Origin of the sequence: Faecalibacillus faecis (assembly GCF_003024675.1) — a bacterium.
GTDB classification, from domain to species: domain Bacteria; phylum Bacillota_I; class Bacilli_A; order Erysipelotrichales; family Coprobacillaceae; genus Faecalibacillus; species Faecalibacillus faecis.
In genome coordinates, this window is the sequence record NZ_PYLP01000022.1 from 1 (window position 1) to 18,580 (window position 18,580).

22 protein-coding genes are annotated in these 18,580 nt (G+C 29.3%); 3 read left to right on the forward strand and 19 right to left on the reverse strand.

Annotated elements, in window-relative coordinates:
• From C7U55_RS11725 to C7U55_RS11770, 10 genes are all read right to left on the reverse strand, one after another.
• Positions 1–286, reverse strand: a 286-nt coding sequence (locus C7U55_RS11725) for a Rossmann-fold NAD(P)-binding domain-containing protein (protein WP_455550093.1), incomplete at its 3' end; no start/stop codon positions are given.
• A 132-nt stretch (positions 287–418) separates the two neighbouring features.
• The gene (locus C7U55_RS11730; RefSeq protein WP_162297452.1) at positions 419–1,309 is read right to left on the reverse strand and encodes a MurR/RpiR family transcriptional regulator; all 891 of its coding nucleotides are present in this window, start codon (positions 1,307–1,309) and stop codon (positions 419–421) included.
• Between the two features lie 151 nt (positions 1,310–1,460).
• Positions 1,461–1,940, reverse strand: a complete 480-nt coding sequence (rlmH, locus tag C7U55_RS11735) for a 23S rRNA (pseudouridine(1915)-N(3))-methyltransferase RlmH (RefSeq protein WP_106988724.1) — start codon at positions 1,938–1,940, stop codon at positions 1,461–1,463.
• Positions 1,930–2,679 (reverse strand): MBL fold metallo-hydrolase, encoded by a 750-nt coding sequence (locus tag C7U55_RS11740; RefSeq protein ID WP_106988725.1) that lies wholly within the window; start codon positions 2,677–2,679, stop codon positions 1,930–1,932. The genes rlmH and C7U55_RS11740 overlap by 11 nt, the downstream gene beginning before the upstream one ends.
• A 41-nt stretch (positions 2,680–2,720) precedes the next feature.
• On the reverse strand, positions 2,721–2,924 hold the full coding sequence (rpmE, locus tag C7U55_RS11745) for a 50S ribosomal protein L31 (RefSeq protein WP_022000826.1): 204 nt from the start codon (positions 2,922–2,924) through the stop codon (positions 2,721–2,723).
• 99 nt (positions 2,925–3,023) lie between these two features.
• A complete protein-coding gene (locus C7U55_RS11750; protein ID WP_048924976.1) occupies positions 3,024–4,289 on the reverse strand; it encodes a UDP-N-acetylglucosamine 1-carboxyvinyltransferase in 1,266 nt (421 codons plus the stop codon).
• Positions 4,290–4,408: 119 nt separating this feature from the next.
• Positions 4,409–5,275 carry a class II fructose-1,6-bisphosphate aldolase gene (fba, locus tag C7U55_RS11755; protein WP_022000828.1) on the reverse strand — a complete coding sequence of 289 codons (867 nt, stop codon included), beginning with the start codon at positions 5,273–5,275 and terminating at the stop codon, positions 4,409–4,411.
• A gap of 79 nt (positions 5,276–5,354) precedes the next feature.
• Positions 5,355–6,524 (reverse strand): MalY/PatB family protein, encoded by a 1,170-nt coding sequence (locus C7U55_RS11760; protein WP_106988726.1) that lies wholly within the window; start codon positions 6,522–6,524, stop codon positions 5,355–5,357.
• A gap of 11 nt (positions 6,525–6,535) precedes the next feature.
• Entirely contained in the window at positions 6,536–7,273 is a 738-nt protein-coding gene (locus tag C7U55_RS11765; protein ID WP_106988727.1) for a TrmH family RNA methyltransferase, read from the reverse strand.
• Positions 7,263–7,529, reverse strand: coding sequence for a hypothetical protein (locus C7U55_RS11770; RefSeq protein ID WP_106988728.1), 267 nt, complete (start codon positions 7,527–7,529; stop codon positions 7,263–7,265). Before C7U55_RS11770 ends, C7U55_RS11765 begins: the two co-directional genes overlap by 11 nt.
• Before the next feature lie 98 nt (positions 7,530–7,627).
• Here C7U55_RS11770 and C7U55_RS11775 point away from each other — a divergent pair, with 98 nt between their 5' ends.
• Together C7U55_RS11775 and C7U55_RS11780 are read left to right on the forward strand one after the other, a co-directional pair.
• Positions 7,628–8,437: a methyltransferase domain-containing protein gene (locus tag C7U55_RS11775; RefSeq protein WP_106988729.1), complete on the forward strand. Its 810-nt coding sequence runs from the start codon at positions 7,628–7,630 to the stop codon at positions 8,435–8,437.
• On the forward strand, positions 8,424–9,314 hold the full coding sequence (locus C7U55_RS11780) for an RluA family pseudouridine synthase (RefSeq protein WP_106988730.1): 891 nt from the start codon (positions 8,424–8,426) through the stop codon (positions 9,312–9,314). Before C7U55_RS11775 ends, C7U55_RS11780 begins: the two co-directional genes overlap by 14 nt.
• 45 nt (positions 9,315–9,359) lie before the next feature.
• On the opposite strand, the gene C7U55_RS11785 is transcribed toward C7U55_RS11780, so the two are convergent.
• The 9 genes from C7U55_RS11785 to C7U55_RS11825 form a co-directional block, all read right to left on the reverse strand.
• Positions 9,360–10,040 carry an RDD family protein gene (locus tag C7U55_RS11785; RefSeq protein ID WP_239985202.1) on the reverse strand — a complete coding sequence of 227 codons (681 nt, stop codon included), beginning with the start codon at positions 10,038–10,040 and terminating at the stop codon, positions 9,360–9,362.
• A gap of 12 nt (positions 10,041–10,052) precedes the next feature.
• Positions 10,053–11,228: a MalY/PatB family protein gene (locus C7U55_RS11790; protein ID WP_106988731.1), complete on the reverse strand. Its 1,176-nt coding sequence runs from the start codon at positions 11,226–11,228 to the stop codon at positions 10,053–10,055.
• Positions 11,229–12,317, reverse strand: coding sequence for a M24 family metallopeptidase (locus C7U55_RS11795; protein ID WP_106988732.1), 1,089 nt, complete (start codon positions 12,315–12,317; stop codon positions 11,229–11,231).
• Between the two features lie 46 nt (positions 12,318–12,363).
• A complete protein-coding gene (locus tag C7U55_RS11800) occupies positions 12,364–13,677 on the reverse strand; it encodes a PTS sugar transporter subunit IIC (protein ID WP_106988733.1) in 1,314 nt (437 codons plus the stop codon).
• Positions 13,678–13,698: 21 nt separating this feature from the next.
• Positions 13,699–14,031, reverse strand: coding sequence for a PTS sugar transporter subunit IIB (locus tag C7U55_RS11805; protein WP_022002600.1), 333 nt, complete (start codon positions 14,029–14,031; stop codon positions 13,699–13,701).
• Positions 14,031–14,351, reverse strand: coding sequence for a PTS lactose/cellobiose transporter subunit IIA (locus C7U55_RS11810; RefSeq protein WP_022002599.1), 321 nt, complete (start codon positions 14,349–14,351; stop codon positions 14,031–14,033). Before C7U55_RS11810 ends, C7U55_RS11805 begins: the two co-directional genes overlap by 1 nt.
• A 4-nt stretch (positions 14,352–14,355) precedes the next feature.
• Entirely contained in the window at positions 14,356–15,402 is a 1,047-nt protein-coding gene (ypdE, locus tag C7U55_RS11815; RefSeq protein WP_106988734.1) for an aminopeptidase, read from the reverse strand.
• A complete protein-coding gene (locus tag C7U55_RS11820) occupies positions 15,395–17,302 on the reverse strand; it encodes a BglG family transcription antiterminator (protein WP_106988735.1) in 1,908 nt (635 codons plus the stop codon). Before C7U55_RS11820 ends, ypdE begins: the two co-directional genes overlap by 8 nt.
• A gap of 216 nt (positions 17,303–17,518) precedes the next feature.
• A complete protein-coding gene (locus C7U55_RS11825) occupies positions 17,519–18,127 on the reverse strand; it encodes a hypothetical protein (protein WP_106988736.1) in 609 nt (202 codons plus the stop codon).
• A 184-nt stretch (positions 18,128–18,311) separates the two neighbouring features.
• Between C7U55_RS11825 and C7U55_RS11830 the strand changes: the two genes are divergently transcribed.
• Positions 18,312–18,572, forward strand: a complete 261-nt coding sequence (locus tag C7U55_RS11830; protein WP_106988737.1) for a GroES family chaperonin — start codon at positions 18,312–18,314, stop codon at positions 18,570–18,572.
• The last annotated feature ends 8 nt before the right edge of the window (positions 18,573–18,580 follow it).

Here is an 18,580-nt window from a genome sequence, read left to right on the forward strand (position 1 = left end):
CATTTAATAAACCAACTCTAAATTGAGTTGTAACGAAATCAGCATCCTTTAATGCTTCTCTACGATCTAATGTTAAATGAACTTTAACATCATAAGGAGAAGCATCCCACATACGTTGTGCCATTTTACCAACGATTTCTAATTTTTCTTTCCCATCTTCAATATCGACAAGCCAAATTTCTTTGATTGGAAGTTCATCATATCTTTTAATAAATCCTTCCATTAATTCTGGTGTATAACTACTTCCTCCACCAATTGTTACAATTTTTACAGGTTTTTTACTCATTTTTATATCCTCCTTATTTTTACAAAACTATTCTAGTTTTATACTTTTCTTAAATCAATAAAGAGGAATTTTATAGTTACACTGTTCCAACAAAACAAACATAATTCAAACAAAAATAGAGAACACTGTTCCCTATTTGATTAAATCATTGTTTGTATCTCTTATAAGTGATGATGTAAAATTTTCATATTCATCAGCAATCTTAATTTTTTTCTTTTTATTTTCTTTATAATTTAAGCTAAAATACATACTATAAAATAAATCCAATAAATAAAGTGTTGATAAATTCATAGAAAAAGTTCCCAAATTGTTTCTAATTTTTTCTCTTGTAGAAACATGTAGAACACAACGTGATAAAGAAGATAAAGTATTCGTTCCAAATGATGTAATAGTAATAAAATCGATATTTCTTTCATTTAATTTATTTGCCATTCTTATACAATTTTGTGTTTCGCCTGTATAGCTAATTAAAATAAAACAGGCATCTCCTTTATTTAAATAACAAGCCTCATAATATGGTTCATCAATACTTTGATATACATTTACATGTTTTCCTATTCTAGCCATTTTATCTCTAAAAGTTAAAGCAAGATCATTTTGCGATCCAGAAGAAATAATATAAATATTTTTATTGTTTTTTAATAAATTCAATGCTTTTCTTAACATATCGTGATCCAATAGTGAATGTGTATCATCAATTATTTCATGGTACAATGAACACATTTTATTTGATATTGTTTGTATGTTATCTTCTGTCATAAAAGGTATACTGGGATTTATATCTGAAAAATTCGAATTTAAATAGTGAAGTTCTTCGACATACATTTCTTTAAATTCTTCAAATCCAGTAAATCCTAATTTTTGACAAAGTCGTATTATTGATGATGGTGAACAATACAATCTCTTTGATATTTCACGTGTTGATTGTCTTGCAATTTCTTCCTTTTGATTCAAAAAATACTTTACTATTTCTTTTTCTGCATACGTAAAATCAAAAGACTTTAACTTATCACTTATTAACATTTTTAACCTCATCCCTTTTCAATTCTATAAAGATTATACCTACAACATAAACTATTTTCCAACCATAAAAGCCTATCTAATTCACTATGAATCCACTGAGCTTTATTCATTATATTCTTATCTTCAATAAGTATTTGTAAAAAAACCTAGACTACTTATGGTACGTTTGATTGTTCATAATTTTGAATGCACGATAGATTTGTTCAACTAAGATAAGTTTCATTAATTGATGCGGAAAAGTCATTTTAGAAAAGCATAAACGATAATTTGCTCTTTGTAATAAAGACTTTCCTAAACCTAAAGAACCCCCAATAACAAAAGTAATCGTACTCTTTCCTCTAATCATACATTCTTCAATATGTTTAGAAAAAGCCACACTATCTATTTCTTTTCCATGTAAATCTAAAACAATAACATATTCATCATCTTTGATTTTAGCGATAATTTTATCTGCTTCTTTATCTTTGATGATATTTTCAACATTTTCACTTGCATTATCAGGAATTGGTTCATCACCAACTTCTACCATTTCTACTTTACAGTAAGCATTTAATCTTTTGATGTATTCATTAATTCCATTAACAAGATATTTTTCTTTGAGCTTACCAATTGTTAAGATTCTAATTTTCATAATGTCCTCCAGAAACAATTTCTTTTTGATCTGCCACTTTGATTTCATCAAAATAAATATGTTCTTCATCAAAAACTCTTTGATATGTATTTAATGCTGTTTCTTTTGTATTTGCTTCTTCAGATAAGTGAGCTAAACAAATTTCTTTTGTTCTTTCTCCAATAACTTGCGCCATAATATGAGCACTATATTCATTATTAAGATGGCCTTTATCTCCTAAAATACGATTTTTTAAGAATAAAGGTCTTCTTGTACTCATTAATAATTCAATATCATGATTGCTTTCAAAAATATAATAATCTAAATTTTTCATATACCTCATATTCTTTTGAGAAACATAACCTGTATCTGTCATATATAGAATTGTTTCATGTTTTCCTTTAATCACAAAACCTAGTGGTGAAGTTGCATCATGCGATAAAGGTAAAGGAGTAATAATATAATGATCTAATTGTATGTCTTGATAATTTTCTATTTCGTGGCTTTCATCTATGCCTGGGATACATCCTTTTCCACAATAGACAATACTTTGATCAAAGATACCGATATTTTTATTATGGTCGACATGATCATGCGTTAATAAAACATAATGGATATCATTTTCATGAAATCCTAGTTGATTAAGTTTTGTGTAAAGCTGTCTTTTACTGATGCCACAATCAATTAAAAGTCCATTGCCTTGATCATAAATAAAGATGCTATTTCCCTTAGAACCACTTGCTAAGATATGATATTCCATTTTCCCTCCAAAACAAAAATGAGTACCAAGTACTCATTTTCTTATTTAAGTCCGTATTTTTTATTGAATTTTTCAACACGTCCATCAGCACTAGCAAATCTTTGTTTTCCAGTATAGAATGGATGACAGTTAGAACAAGTATCAACACGTACTTCATCTAATACTGAACCACTTTCAAATTCTGCTCCACATGATGTACAAACTACTTTTACTTTTTTGTAATTTGGATGAATTCCTTTTTTCATTGTTATTTCTCCTTCCGCCTTGTAGATTTCTCACTACAAAGTAAGTTGCTATGATATATTAACATTAAATTATGTCGTTTTCAAGCCCTTTTTATAATTTTAATCATCAACTTTAATTCGTCTAATAACCGCACCTAAAGTAATTAATTTTTGATCAATATTTGCATAACCACGATCAATATGATAAACATTACTGATTTCAGTAATACCATCCGCAATTAATCCGGCAATTAATAAAGCAGCTCCACATCTTAAATCTGTAGCTTCTACTTTTGCCCCTTTTAATGGTGTTTTTCCATTAATAAAACACATTGATTCATCTAATTCAATATTTGCGCCCATTTTATTAAGTTGTTCACAATGTCTAAATCTCTCTGGATAAATTGTTTCTATTACTTGTGATTGTCCGTTTGCCTGTGTAAGAAGCGCCGTTAATGGCTGTTGTAAATCTGTCGCAAAACCAGGATATACTTGTGTTCTTACATCTACCGCATTAAAGTTTTTGTTATCACCATAAACAATAATACTATCACCAACATTTTCCATTTTAACGCCCATTTCTTTTAACTTAGAAATAAGAGATTCCAAATGTTGAGGAATGATATTTTGAATAATAACTCTTTCTCCTGCTGCTGCAGCCATAATTAAGAATGTACCTGCTTCGATACGATCAGGAATGATTTCATGAGTACATCCTTTAAGATGTTCTACTCCTTCAATCGTAATTGTATCAGTACCAGCACCTCTAATTTTAGCTCCCATTTTTGTAAGTAAGTTTACAACATCAATGATTTCTGGTTCTTTTGCTGCATTTTCAATAACTGTTTTACCTTCAGCTTTTACTGCCGCTAATAAGATATTGATTGTTGCTCCAACCGAAGCAAAATCTAAATATATTTTTGCACCTACTAAACGATCTGCTGTAATCACATGCGCACCATCAACAAATTCAACCTTTGCTCCTAACGCTTCAAATCCTTTAATATGTAAATCTATCGGACGAGGTCCTAAAAAGCAACCACCTGGTGCTTTCATCACAACTTTTTTGCATTTTCCAAGTAATGCTCCCATTAAATAATAAGATGCTCTTAATTTATCCACAGCATCAGATACTAATGGAACATTTTCCATACGAGAGGGATCAACAATTAAACTATCATGACTTCTTAATACTGTACAATTAAGTTCTTCTAATAAAACTGCTAAAGCATCGACATCACTAATTTCTGGTACACCATAAATTGTTACAGGACTATCCGCTAAAATAATTGCCGGAATAAGTGCTACAGTGGCATTTTTTGCACCCGAGATTTCTACTGTACCATTTAATTTATGTCCGCCTTCAATAGCAATAATTTCACTCATGACTTTACCCCTTTTCTTCTATCTATACTCCCTAATACTATATTATAAATTCATTAAAAAAACAACTTAATAAAGAGATTTCACATAAACAAAAAAAGCCCGAAGGCTTTTTTAATTGATTAAGCTTTACCGATGCAACCGAATACTTCCATTCTATCTTTAACACATTGTTTAATAGCTTCTGCACCTGGTGCTAATAATTTACGAGGATCATATCCTTTTCCTTCTAAATCTTTTCCAGCTTCAATGTATTTACGTGTAGCTTCTTGGAAATATAATTGACATTCAGTGTTTACATTTACTTTAGATACTCCTAAAGTGATTGCTTTTTTGATCATTTCATCAGGAATTCCTGAACCACCATGTAATACTAATGGTAATTTTCCAGTTTCAGCTTGGATTGCATCTAATGCATCAAAGTCTAAACCTTCCCAGTTTGCTGGGTATTTACCATGGATATTTCCGATACCTGCAGCTAAGAAATCTACTCCTAAGTCTGCGATTGATCTACATTCTTTTGGATCTGCTACTTCACCTTTACCGATGACACCATCTTCTTCTCCACCGATTGATCCAACTTCTGCTTCTACTGAAACACCTTTTGAATGACATAATTCAACGATTTCTTTTGTTTTTTCAATGTTTTCTTCGATTCCATAATGAGAACCATCAAACATGATTGAAGAGAAACCTGCATCTAAAGCAGCTTTAGCTCCTTCGTATGAACCATGATCTAAGTGTAAAGCTACTGGTACAGTGATATTTAATGCTTCTACCATTGCTTTAACCATTGCTGCAACTGTTGTATATCCAGTCATATATTTAGCAGCACCTTCTGAAACACCTAAGATTACTGGTGCTTTTAATTCTTCTGCAGTTAATAATACTGATTTAGTCCATTCTAAGTTGTTGATATTGAATTGACCTACTGCATAATGTCCTTCTTTAGCTTTCTTTAACATTTCTGTTGCTGATACTAATCCCATAACAAATCTCCTTTTCTTTTTTTCGGTTATATAATACTATCTTTTATTTAGAATTTCCATAGTTTTTATCATAAAAACCTTATTTTCCAAAAGCTTTTAACAATCTTTGACATGCATCTTCTAAAACACTACGAGGAATTGCAAGATTAAACCTTTCAAAACCTTCTCCACCCGTTCCAAAGATATATCCTTCATCTAACCATAAACCGGCTTTTTCTAACATTGTTTTTTCTAATTCATCTTTATTTAAACCACATTCTCTAAAATCAACCCATCCTAAATATAAACCTTCAGGTTTAACTAAATGAATATGAGGTAAATTTTCTTTTAAGAATTCATCGAAATAAGTAAAGTTATCATAAACATATTCCAACATTTCATCTACCCATAATTCACATTCATTATAGGCTGTCATACAAGCAATAATACCTAAGAAGTTTGGTTCATTAACCCCATAACGATTCATTGTTTCTTGATAAGCTTTTCTTAATTTTTCATCCGCAATAATAATATTAGATGTTTGTAGTCCTGCTAAGTTAAATGTTTTTGATGGTGCCGTTAAAACAACAGAGAATTCTTTATAACTTTCATCTACATTATAGAAAGGAATATGTATATGATCCCCATAAACAAAATCTTCATGAATTTCATCAACAATGACTAAAACATGATGTTTCTTACAAATTTCACCAATTTGTTTTAATTCATCTTCTTTCCATACTTTTCCAATTGGATTATATGGATTACATAAAATAAACATTCTAACATCATTTTCTACAATTGCTTTTTCAAAAGCTACATAATCCATTTCATAAGAATTCTCTTTATAAACCATTTCATTTTCAATAATTCTACGATGATTTAATTCAATTGAAAAATCAAACGGATAATAAACAGGTTTATTAATAATGATGGCATCATTTTCCTTTGTATAAGCATTCACACATAATTTAATTGCTGTTACCACACCTGGTGTTGGTACAATCCATTCTTTCTTGATATCAAAGTCATGTCTTCTTTTCATCCAAGAAATAACCGCATCAAAATATTCATCTGGCGCAAATGAATAACCATAAACACCTTGTCTTATTCTTTTAACTAAAGCATTTTCAATTTCCTTTGGCGATTTAAAATCCATATCCGCAACCCACATAGGTAACACATCTTTAGGTTTATTATTTGCTTCAATCGTATCCCATTTAGCACAATTTGTTCCTTTTCTATCTACAACTTCATCAAAATCAAACATACTTTTCTCTCCTATAACACTTCTTTATCTTTAAATTCATCTTTTGAAAAATGCATTAAAGTCATTCCTAAAGCCATAGAAAGATTCAATGAATCTATATAATGACTATGAGGAATAAAAATAGATTTTCCATAATCTAAATACCCATCCGGTAAGCCACTACTTTCATTACCAAAAACAAGAGAATGATACCCTTTTGGGGATTCAACCTTATGAATATTCGTTGCCCCTTTTAACATCAAGGTATAAATATCATGACTTGGAAATCTTTTTAAATAATCTTCAAAACTATCAAAATACTCAATATTTAAATGAAACATTGCTCCCATTGAAGCTCTTAAAACACGAGGATCAAAAACATCGACACCTGGTCTAATAATCGCTAAATTATAATAATTGAATCCTAACATTGTTCTCATAATTGTTCCCATATTCCCCATATCCCCAGGATTTACTAAAACAACATGATTTCCTTCTTGTAAAGTCATTTCATATTTTTTAATGATAGCAATCGCAAAACAATTATCTTTTTTAGATAATTTTTGAATTGTATTATCACTTTCAATTAATTCAATATGTTTTTCTCTACAAATTTCATCAATGATAGGAATACCTTTATTCTTATAAGAATTACTTTTTATATATACTCTTAAAACAAGATCAGGTCGATTTTTTAATAACTCAATCGTTTCAAAAACTCCTAAAGTATACGTATAATCAAAATCCTTCTTATATGCTTTAATCTTCATCTAATAAACCTTCTACTCTCTTTGTTTCTTCCTCTACACTTTCTTTTAAAGAAAGAAAATGTTTTTCTTCAAAATTGGCTCCTTGATGAATCAAATCAATCAATTCATCATACTTACGACAAGCTAATTTCAATTGTGAATATTTGATTGTCACATCTAATTCATTTCCAGCATCAGCCGTAATTTTATTTACTTCACGATACACTTCTTTAAACTTAGCATCTAAGTCTACTTTTTGTTTCTTTCTAAAAAACATCAAGCATCCCTCCCTTGCCCTTAATAGTAACACAATTTCATCTTAAATTCAGTTAATTTTTAGATTGTCTTTTGTTATAATACATTCGAGGTGATACTATGAAATTATTAGCTTGTCCCAAATGTCATCAACAACTTCATTTAGAAAACAAAACACTTAAATGTGAAAACAATCATTGTTATGACATTTCTAAAAGAGGATATATCAATTTATTATTAAATCCTGATAAAGCTACCAATAATCCAGGAGACAGTAAAGAATCTCTTGTCGCAAGAAAAGCATACTTAAATAAAGGTTATTATGATCCTATCTTAAATCAAGTGATTACGTGTATTGATGAATTCAAACATCAAGATGATTTAAGTATTTTAGATTTAGGATGTGGAGAAGGATATTACACTCAAGGTTTAAAGAAACATTTTGAAAACAGTGATGTTTATGGTTTAGATATTTCTAAAATTGCGATCGATATGGCAACCCGTTATCGCAAAGATGTTACTTGGCTTGTAGGAAATTCTAAAAATATTCCTATCTTAGATCACAGTTTAGATTTTATCTGTGCTTTATTTACAGTAGTAAATCAAGATGAATTAAAAAGAGCATTAAAAGAAGATGGTTATATTGTTCATGTTACTGCTAATAATCAACATTTAATTGAAATTAAAGAATTGATTTATGATGAAATCAAAGTAAAGAGTGATAAGTATATTCGTTTAGATTTTAATCAAGTGAAAAGTTATGACTTTAAAGAAAAAGTTCATATTTCTAATCGTGAAGATGCTTTAAATCTTTTAATGATGACACCACACTATTATCATATTAAAAAAGAAAAACGTGGCGTTTTAGATACTTTACAAGGTTTAGATATCACAATTGATATCAAAGTAACAGTGTATGCATTATCATAAAGAAAAGAATCACTTAGTAATAGAAATTGATGAAAGAATTCAAGGAATGACACTTCTTGAATTCTTTCATTATCTGCATCTTTCTAAAAAAACAATTCACTTACTTCGTCAAAATAAAGACTATACTTTAAATAATACTTATGTTGATTATCAAACCATTTTAAAAGATAAAGATATTCTTTCAATTAAAGCCTATGAACAAGGCAGAGATTTTATCGAAGAAGAAAGTTCCTTAGAAATCATCTATGAAGATGACTTGCTTTGTGTCGTCAATAAACCAAGTAACCTCATTATTCATCCTGATGATAAAAGTAAAAAAAATACTCTTTGTAATTATGTGAGTTATTATTACCAACAAAGCTATCAAGATTTACCGATTCGTTATCTTCATCGTTTAGATAGAGATACGACCGGTCTTGTGATGTTTTGTAAATGTGCACTTTTACAACCTTACTTTGATGCTTTAATTGCTTCTAAAGAAATCAAGAAAACCTATCTTGCCATCATTCAAGGACATTTACCTAAAAGAGAAATGACTATTGATTTACCTATCGGTCAAGACCGTCATAGTAAAAATAAAATGTGTATTTCTAAAACAGGTAAAGATGCTTTAACACATTTTAAAGAAATTAAAACAAAAGGAAATTATACACTTATAAAATGTCAAATTGAAACTGGTCGAAAACATCAAATAAGAGTTCATTTGAATCATTTACATCATCCTATTATAGGAGATACTCTTTATGGAAAAACTTCTTCTATGATTAAAAGAATGGCTTTACATGCTTATTGTTTAAAATTTATTCATCCTTTAAGTAATCAATTAATGACAATTGAATGTCCCCTTCCCTTAGATATGGAAAAAATCTTTAAATAAAAAAGAACAATGTAATGATAAGACATTGTTCTTTATATTTTACTATTATGCATTATTTTTTCTTTTTATTTTTTTATTCTTTTTTTCTTTTCTTTTTGCTGGTTTTTCATCTTCACCCACAACTCTTGTCTTAGCAAGATAATCATGGATACTTCTTTGAGAAGCTGATCCTAGAACAAAAACTCCTGAAATCATTGTAATAACCATACCAATCATTTTTAAATAATAGTCAAAATAGAAACCTGTTGCTAGTGTAAGCATTTGTCTTAAATAATTAGTAACAACAATAGCCGAACCTTCTAATAAGAATAATCCAACCCCTTGTCTAATAATCAAAGTTTTTAAACTCACATCACTATAATCATCATTATTTACAATCTTTATTTTTAACCAATGTTTTGCGAGTGTTTGTCCTGGATATTTCTTATAAGGAATATAAATATAATAAACAAAAGCCACAACAATACATAATATACCTGCAAGATAGGACCAATACGTTGGAAAACCTAAGCTAGGAAAAACATAAAGATCACTAAACATATCTGATCTACCAGTAACTCCCCCATAGAATAAAACAGCAGGAAAACCACTAATAATACCGCCAACTGCCCAATCAATAGCATAAGCTATAACACGTTTACTTACTGGAACTTTTACAGGATTTCTATCTAGCCATTTTGTATGTTTAGCCCACAGTAATTGAATTTTAATTAATAAATAATGCATAATAAATACCTCCTATTTTGAATATAATGCATCCATTGCTATTTTAAATCTTCGCAATCCTTCTTTTAATTTAGATTGTGGACACCCTATATTCATTCTTAAATATTTTGGGCCACCATAAATTTCACCTTTCATAATCCCAATTCCACCAACATTCACTAAAGCATCTTGTATTTCTTCAGCAGTATATGGAACATCTCTTGCATCAATCCAAGCTAAATAAGTTCCATCTGGTGTTTTAAATTTAAAATCAGGCAACTCTTCTTTTATAAATTCTTCTACAATTTTCATATTTTCTTTAATATAATCATTAAGTTGATCAATATAATCATCGCATTGTGTATAACCTATCATTGTCGCATACATACCAAAAATACTTACAGAATTTAAGAAATCTTTTCTTCTTGTGTGCATCAAGAATTTTTCTCTAACTTCTTCATTTGGTATCATTAAATATGAACCAATTAATCCTGGTGTATTAAATGTTTTACTAGATGAGGCTGCTGTATAAAGTTCATCATATTCATGAATATAAGATAATAAAGGGATATGTTTTCTATCTCTTAATTGAATATCCATATGAATTTCATCAGAAATAATTTTTACTTGATATTTTTTACATATCTTTATTATTTGATCCATTTCTTCTTTTGTCCAAATTCTTCCTGTTGGATTATGTGGAGAACAAAGCAATAATAATTGACATTCTTGTACTTGTTTTTCAAAAAGATCGAAATCTATTTCAAATGTCCCATCTTTTGATATTAAACGATGAGCAACTAATTGTCTATCATTATCTTGGATAACTGTATAAAATGAATCATACATAGGTTCAAATGTTAATACTTTATCATGAGGTTGACTTAATAAACGAATCAATAAGGAAACTGAATACATCACAGTAGGACTATATAAGATCCAATCTTCTTCAATATGTGTATGATGTCTTCTTTCAAAATATCCTGTAATAGATGATTTAAAATCATGATGATTCCATCTTGTATATCCATAAATTTGATGATGTGCCACCTCAAATATTTTTTCAGTAATAGGTTTAGGAATAATAAAATCTGTATCAGATATTGAAAATGGTATTAAATCCTTTTTATTAAAACGATCTTGTATATAATCCCATTGTGTACAATAAGTACCTAAACGATTATGAAACTCATTAAAATCATACTTCATTTATTTTTCCTCCAAAATAATATAATCCTTTGTTGTTTTATTTAATGGTACACCTACACCATCAATAATAGCAACATCATCTTCAATACGAACACCACCAACACCAGGAACATAAACACCTGGTTCACAAGACATCATCATATGTTCTTGTAAAACTGTTTCACTCTTTGAATTTAAAGTTGGTCCTTCACCATCTTCACCAATTCCTAATCCATGTCCTAAACCATGATTAAAATATTCACCATAACCTGCAGCCTCAATCACATCTCTAGCTGCTTTATCAACATCTTTTCCCTTAGCTCCTGCTTTAATAGCACCAAGACCAGCGAGTTGTGCCTTTAAAACAACATCATAGATTTCTTTGATTTTTGGATCAGGTTCTCCAATAAAACACATACGTGTCATATCTGATTGATAATTTTGATATTGAATACCAAAATCAATCATAATAGGTTCATGAGCTTTTACTTTTCTTGAAGTTGGACGACCATGTGGTAAAGCTGTTCTTTCACCTGTTGCTACTATTGTATCAAAAGACATTTGTTGTGCACCAGATGCAATTGAATAATATTGCACTAAAGCGCTAATTTCATATTCACTCATCCCTACATGAATGTGTTCAATTACTTTTTGATAGATTTCATCAGTAATTGCAATTGATTTTTTCATAGCTTCAATTTCTTCATCTTCTTTAACAATACGAAGATGAGCAATTTCTTGATCCAATAAAAGAACTTCTATCCCTAATTTTTCTATTTCTTGATATTCCTTCACTAATACTTGATACGCTTCTACTCCTAGCGTTTTACATTTTTCTTTTTTTAATATTTCTTCTACTGTTCCTAAATAATTACGTCCCGTTAAATGTGGATTATGTAATATAATTTCTAAATCATGTTCTTTTTCTTTGGCTTCTGTAATATAACGCCCATCTACAATTAAATAGCCATGTTCTTTTGTAATCAATACTTGACAACCACTACCAGTCATAGTATTCATCCATTTTTTTACTGTTTTACTTTTAATTAATAAAGCATCTATATCTTTTTCATCTAAAAATTCTTGTATTTTATTTATTCTTTTTGCCATTTTTAATCCTCCTACAAATAAAGGCAAGTCGAAACTTGCCTATTAATTAGAAGTCTAAGTCTAAATCGTCTAAGATAGCTGCATCTTCTGCACTGATAGCATTAGTTTCTTCTTCTTTATTACCATAAGTCTTTTCATATGATTTAACAAATGGATACCATATTAAAATAGATAGTATTAATTGTACTGCATTAACAACTATAGACATAGGATCCATATTCGTTAAGAATCCTTCTAGGAATACACCTACATATGGTGGTGTAAAGGTTGAACATTTCATAATACCTAAATACATCGCCCATCCACCTAATGAACCAATAATACCACCACAAATAACAAATGGAATAAAGAACATTGGATTTAATACGATTGGCGCACCAAATAGAATTGGTTCATTAATTCCAAATAATGCTGGAATAAATGATAATCTACCAACTTGTTTTAAAGCTTTATTCTTACTCATTAAGCACCAGAATACACAACCAATAGTAACACCACTACCTGTAAAGTTACCAAATGCTGATTCAGGTCCAGGAGCATAGAAGTGAGTTGCTACATGACCAGCTTGAACAGCAGCAATATTTTCTGCTAAGAATTGAGTCGAAATTGGACTTGTAATTGGGCTTAATACTGATGGATGAATACCAAAGAAGAATATTAAAGCTTGTAACATTTTTAAGAAAGTATAAGCAATTGGATTATCCATAGATCCTACTAATGGTGCAAAGATTGCTGTAAAGATTAATGGTGGCATTGTATTTAATACATTGACACAAACAATACGTACAATTAAGAAGAACCCAATAATGATTACTGAAATAGGAATCATTTCAAAAGAACGAGATACGAAATCAGGTACTGTATCTGGCATCTTGATTGTAAAGTTTTTCTTTTTACACCAACGGAATAATTCAACAGCGATAAATCCTGCAAACATTGCACAGAATAAACCTTTAGGTCCTAAATAAGTTTTAGAAATTCCACCATCTTCTGTGAATTCTACAACTAACATTAAGAATGATACTAATCCCATTGTTACACATCCTGGAATATCTAACTTATAAGAGTTAGCTAATTGATATGCAATGATTACAGTAACATAAACTGACATTAAAGCCATACCTACATTATAAGGAATATAGATAATATCCAAATTTGTTAAGATCCATTGAGAAATTACATGATTTTTTCCAATCATATTTGGAATTGCTTCTGGGATCAAACAAAAACTACCGATAATTAACAATGGTGTCATTGCAACCATTGCTTTTTTAACAGCGCTCAAATGAACTTCTTTATCCATTTTATCAGCAAGCGGTGCTAAATACTTTTTCATAAAGTTCTCAAATTTTGAGTACATCGTTTTTTCCTCCCCATAAAATTATTTTTTTAAATCTGCTTTTCTACGCGCAATTAACGCTTGTTTCATGACAGTTGCCCCATCCATTTTTCCATATGTTTCTTGATCAACAATAACATAAGGAATCTTACGAGGTTCGATGATAGGTTTTACTGCATCTAATTTATGTGCAACTTGTGGCCCTAAAACTAAAACATCACAATTGTCTGCTTCAGATTGTAGAATATCAATTGGAATAGCGATAAAATCAAAATCAGCATCATTTAATTTTGCACTGTTATGTACTGTATCTTTCATACTATTCATAAGCATTGTTGTAGAAAGTCCACCTGCACAGCATAATACAATTCTCATTATTTACCCTCCTTTGCTTCAAATACATTTATTAGTTCTTCAATTAGATCTCTTGCTAATTGAGAAGTCATATAATGGTCTTGTGCATGAACCATTAATAACCCAACTTCCGGCTTATTTCCAGAGCCTGACATTTCGGCTTGAATAAGCTTTGTTTGAACAGTGTGAGCTTGTAAATCAGCTTCTTTAGCTTGTTCTAATATCTTTCTTGCTTCATCATATTCACCTGTTTTTACTTTCTTCAACGCTTCAAAAGCTAAAGATTTGCTTTGTCCAGCTGAAGAAATTAATCCTACAATAATTTGTTCCGTTTCTGTCATTTGTTTATCCTCCAATAAAATTAATAAAATTTTGATAATCTTGATATGTCAAATGATCTATTAAGCAGTTAACTAACTGTGTCAAACTTTCTAAATCATCACTATGAACAAATGAATAAGATCCATGACAATATCTAAGTGGTATTCCTAAAACAAGTGCCAAACGTCCACCTTTTTCTAAGTGTGCATTTCCAGCATCTGTTCCTCCTCCACCGAACATATCGCTTTGATAAGGTATTCCATGTTCATTGCCTAATTCTTTAACGTATTTAATCAGTTTTTTATTTGGTGAAAGAGTTTTGTCATAATGAACAATCATTGGTCCTTTACCAATTAAACGATGGTTCGTATAGTTTTTAACAAGTTCTGGATTATTCGCAACATCAAGTGCAAAAACAATATCAGGATCAATAAGATGCGTCGCTGTTTTACCACCTCTTACACCAACTTCTTCACTACTTGTTCCTACAAAATAAATATCATTTTCAACATCTCCATGAATTCTTTTCATCGCTTCTATCATGACATAGCATCCTGTTCGATCGTCCATTGCCTTGCCAGCAATCACTTTATCTTGAATCTGTCTTGCTTCACTAGCAAAACAAACCATGTCACCAACATCAATTCCTAAAGCTTTTACTTCATCTGCACTATCAACTCCAATATCAACGTACATTTCTTTAACGTTACCGTTGCTATCTTTAGTCACATTTAATAAGCCTTCCACTTTTTTACCATCTTGCGTCGTAATTCTAACCATTTGCATTTCTTTGCTTTTATTTAAAACTGAACCTAAAGCTACTAAATATACAAAACCAATATCAGAAATATGTCTTACCATAAAACCTACTTCATCTATATGAGCACAAAACATGATTTTTAAAGGATTTGGTGAAGTCCCTTTTTTATGAAAAATAATGCTTCCTAAACGATCACTAAAAACTTCATCACTATATTTTGCTAATTCTCGATAGAGAATCGATCTTACTTCATCTTCTACTGATGCTACACTATCAGCATTACTCAATTCTTTTAGCAATTCACTATTCATTATTTCCACCTCCTATTTCTTTCATTAAACTCATCATTTCTTCAAAAGAATCAACCTTCGTTAACATTTCAACATAATTACTCTTTTGCATTAAACGATATAACTTTTTAGTTATTACTTTATATATTTCGACTTGATCTTTCTTTAAACAAATCATAAAAACTATTTTTATTTCTTTGCCATTTTGTACAAATGGTTTCTTTAAAATAGCTACAGAAATCATATTTTTAAGTGCATCTGTTTCAAGTGGATGGGGTATACAAACTCCATTTGTATAAATAGTACTTACATACGATTCACGTTCAAAAATCAAATCAGTATAGCCTTTTTTACCATAACCTTTTTCCTCTAATTCTTGTCCCATCATCCGAATAATATTTTCATAACTATCTGCTTCTATAAATTTAAAAAAATCTTTAGAAAAAAATGAATAATACATAGGATTATCTTGAATCAAAGTATAAGGATCATATTCTTCACATTGTAAAATTTGTTTAATCTTAACTAAATCTCTATCATCAAGTAGTGCTTTAATATAAATAATTGGTGCCTTGATTTCTTGAGATAAAGGCATGATTGTAAAAATTAAATCAGGTTGAAATGTTTTCAATTCATCTTGTTGTAAAAATGAAAATGTTTGTACCTCTGCTTGAGGAAATAATGATTCAATTTGTATCTTAATCATATAAGCACTTCCACCACCTGATGAACAAACAATTCCAATACGATTATAAGATAACAATTTACCTTGTTTTTCCTTTTCCATATGTGATGCAAAATGCATCGCTACAAAACCAATTTCATCAAATGTCACTTCAACGTTGTATTTTTCATGTAACATGCTACAAAATTGAAGAGCGATATTAAACATCATTGGGTATGTAATATTTAGCTCATTGGCTAATGGATTTTGATATGAAATTTTATTATGTAATCTATCTATTAATAATGAAACATGTGTTAACAACATTTTCTTAAAGTCTTCATCTTCAAGAAATTTCGTATCATATTTTTCATCTATTTGTTTTATAAATTCTTCAATGTCTTCTTTTAAATAATTTGTAAAAGAAGATATTGAACCTATTTCTCTTTTTATATTTTTTTGTAAAACTTCTAAAATCTCTTCTATGCTTTTTTTACTTAATCCTATAGCATATTTCTTTTCTAATATTCCAACTAAGAATTCAACAATTCGATGAATTTCATTATTTTTATCAAAAATAAATTCCTCTTTTTGTTCATCTTGTCTATGTGCAATATAAATAACAATTTTTAAATACTCAATCACATTTAAAAGTTCATTATAGTTGATTTTCAATCCTTCTTTATTCAACTGTCTAATTAACTTTTGTTCAATGTCATTAAATTCTTCAATAACATCATTTACTGCCGTTTGAATAAAAACATTTTGATTTAAATATTCTTCAACTAAGTACTTTTTAAAAGATGTCAATTCATAACGTAACAAAATACCATAATGTGTTTTTCTTTCTAATTCAAAATGATAACTCTTTGCTAGATTTTCAACATCATTCATATCATGCTTTATAACAGTCTTAGATACTTGAAAAGTATCTGCAATATTATTCATAGAAATATATCCAGTTTGAACAGCAAGATAAGCTAAAATTTGTGCTGGTCTTTCTTTAACCTGAAAATAAATACCTTCATTTAAGCTTCCCATAAAATCTTTAAACAATTCTTCATTTGTTATTTCTAAGAGATATCCAGAACCTCTTTTGTTATGAAATGTAAAACCTTTTCGAGGAGAAATACGCATTAAGTAGGATAAGTCATTTTGAATCGTTCTTTTTGAAACATCATACTTTTGAACAAAGTAATCTAGTGAGAGATATATATTTGAATTTATAAAATCTTTCATAATTAGATACATTCTCATTGGTATTTCCACCTTCCTCTATCTTTATTATATCAAATTAAAATTTTGTCAAAAGGAAATCTTCTACATTTAAAAATGCAATAATTTTCCTAATCTCATCAAAAAAAGATATTGAATATAATTTTAACATCTCTACCATTTAAAATGTTAAATATTACAAAATATAAAAGCCATAAAAAAGAAATCTAACGCTGTTAGACCTCTAGAAATTATCTTTTAATCAAAATAAGTAATTTTTAAATCTTTAAAGAAAGCTTCTGTTCCAATATCTACAAAAAAACCAATATTTCCTCTCATTGATTTATCATGAATCATTTGATCTACCACTAATGATGGTTGAAGATCATCATTTAAATAGAAAATTGCTTTTTCATCTTCAATCACCGCTTTTAAACTGATCCATTCATTTAAGTCAATGTCTACTTGATTTTCATATTTTGTAATGCCGCGTTCTCTAAAATAGGCAAATGTATATGTTGGATAAGAAAAATATTGACAACCATGTTGTTTCCTTACCGGGTCATCACATTGTCTACCATTTGTAGGTCTTACATAAAATGATTCAAATTTTGTATCATATTCATGAATACGATATGCAATACCAATAAATCCTCTCGCAAAATCTGGTGCCTCTTTTAATAAACGACTAAGCATCTTTACTTCAATAATTCCATTATGAAATGATGAATCAACTAATTTAGCGTACGTATTTTCATCATATTCATTAATTTTTCCACTTTTAATAACCCTTAAAACCTTTTCATTATCAATAACTTCATTTGAAATATGTGTATAATTTTCTTTCCAATTTTCTATATTAATCATTTCTTATCCTTCCTTTCACCAACATTTTAAAATATCTTTTTTATTTGGTAAAGTAGGCACTTTTTTTGTAACTATGTTTAGCGCTTAATTTACTAGAGTGCTAAAAAATTCATATTCAGTTAATATAAACGACTATAATACAAATTAGCACAAGGATATAGTGAGTGCTAAAGGAGTGAAGAGTATGATTAAACCATTACATAAATTTGTATTAATAAAAAAAGAAGAAAAGGAAAATAAAACAACAAGTGGAATTGTTTTATCAACAGAAAAGAAAGAAGTTCCTTCGATTGCAAGTGTCATTGCTGTTGGTGATGAATGTACTTCATCATTAAAAGAAAATGATCGTGTTATTTACAAAGAATATTCAGGTACAAAAGTAACTGTTGCTAATCAAGATTATATTGTTATTGATGAAAAAGATATTATTGCAAAATTTGAATAAGGAGGCTG

What these genes read in the sequence shown, in the direction of transcription:
- C7U55_RS11825 (WP_106988736.1), bottom strand. Translation starts at nt 18,127, where the DNA reads ATGATTAATATAGAAAATTGGAAAGAAAATTATACACATATTTCAAAT.
- C7U55_RS11795 (WP_106988732.1), bottom strand. Translation starts at nt 12,317, where the DNA reads ATGGCAAAAAGAATAAATAAAATACAAGAATTTTTAGATGAAAAAGAT.
- C7U55_RS11750 (WP_048924976.1), bottom strand. Translation starts at nt 4,289, where the DNA reads ATGAGTGAAATTATTGCTATTGAAGGCGGACATAAATTAAATGGTACA.
- C7U55_RS11760 (WP_106988726.1), bottom strand. Translation starts at nt 6,524, where the DNA reads ATGTTTGATTTTGATGAAGTTGTAGATAGAAAAGGAACAAATTGTGCT.
- C7U55_RS11810 (WP_022002599.1), bottom strand. Translation starts at nt 14,351, where the DNA reads ATGACAGAAACGGAACAAATTATTGTAGGATTAATTTCTTCAGCTGGA.
- C7U55_RS11805 (WP_022002600.1), bottom strand. Translation starts at nt 14,031, where the DNA reads ATGAGAATTGTATTATGCTGTGCAGGTGGACTTTCTACAACAATGCTT.
- C7U55_RS11740 (WP_106988725.1), bottom strand. Translation starts at nt 2,679, where the DNA reads ATGGAATATCATATCTTAGCAAGTGGTTCTAAGGGAAATAGCATCTTT.
- rlmH (WP_106988724.1), bottom strand. Translation starts at nt 1,940, where the DNA reads ATGAAAATTAGAATCTTAACAATTGGTAAGCTCAAAGAAAAATATCTT.
- fba (WP_022000828.1), bottom strand. Translation starts at nt 5,275, where the DNA reads ATGGGATTAGTATCAGCAACAGAAATGTTAAAGAAAGCTAAAGAAGGA.
- ypdE (WP_106988734.1), bottom strand. Translation starts at nt 15,402, where the DNA reads ATGAATAGTGAATTGCTAAAAGAATTGAGTAATGCTGATAGTGTAGCA.
- C7U55_RS11770 (WP_106988728.1), bottom strand. Translation starts at nt 7,529, where the DNA reads ATGTTTTTTAGAAAGAAACAAAAAGTAGACTTAGATGCTAAGTTTAAA.
- C7U55_RS11820 (WP_106988735.1), bottom strand. Translation starts at nt 17,302, where the DNA reads ATGAGAATGTATCTAATTATGAAAGATTTTATAAATTCAAATATATAT.
- C7U55_RS11785 (WP_239985202.1), bottom strand. Translation starts at nt 10,040, where the DNA reads ATGCATTATTTATTAATTAAAATTCAATTACTGTGGGCTAAACATACA.
- C7U55_RS11790 (WP_106988731.1), bottom strand. Translation starts at nt 11,228, where the DNA reads ATGAAGTATGATTTTAATGAGTTTCATAATCGTTTAGGTACTTATTGT.
- C7U55_RS11775 (WP_106988729.1), top strand. Translation starts at nt 7,628, where the DNA reads ATGAAATTATTAGCTTGTCCCAAATGTCATCAACAACTTCATTTAGAA.
- C7U55_RS11800 (WP_106988733.1), bottom strand. Translation starts at nt 13,677, where the DNA reads ATGTACTCAAAATTTGAGAACTTTATGAAAAAGTATTTAGCACCGCTT.
- C7U55_RS11765 (WP_106988727.1), bottom strand. Translation starts at nt 7,273, where the DNA reads ATGAAGATTAAAGCATATAAGAAGGATTTTGATTATACGTATACTTTA.
- C7U55_RS11730 (WP_162297452.1), bottom strand. Translation starts at nt 1,309, where the DNA reads ATGTTAATAAGTGATAAGTTAAAGTCTTTTGATTTTACGTATGCAGAA.
- C7U55_RS11780 (WP_106988730.1), top strand. Translation starts at nt 8,424, where the DNA reads ATGCATTATCATAAAGAAAAGAATCACTTAGTAATAGAAATTGATGAA.
- C7U55_RS11830 (WP_106988737.1), top strand. Translation starts at nt 18,312, where the DNA reads ATGATTAAACCATTACATAAATTTGTATTAATAAAAAAAGAAGAAAAG.
- rpmE (WP_022000826.1), bottom strand. Translation starts at nt 2,924, where the DNA reads ATGAAAAAAGGAATTCATCCAAATTACAAAAAAGTAAAAGTAGTTTGT.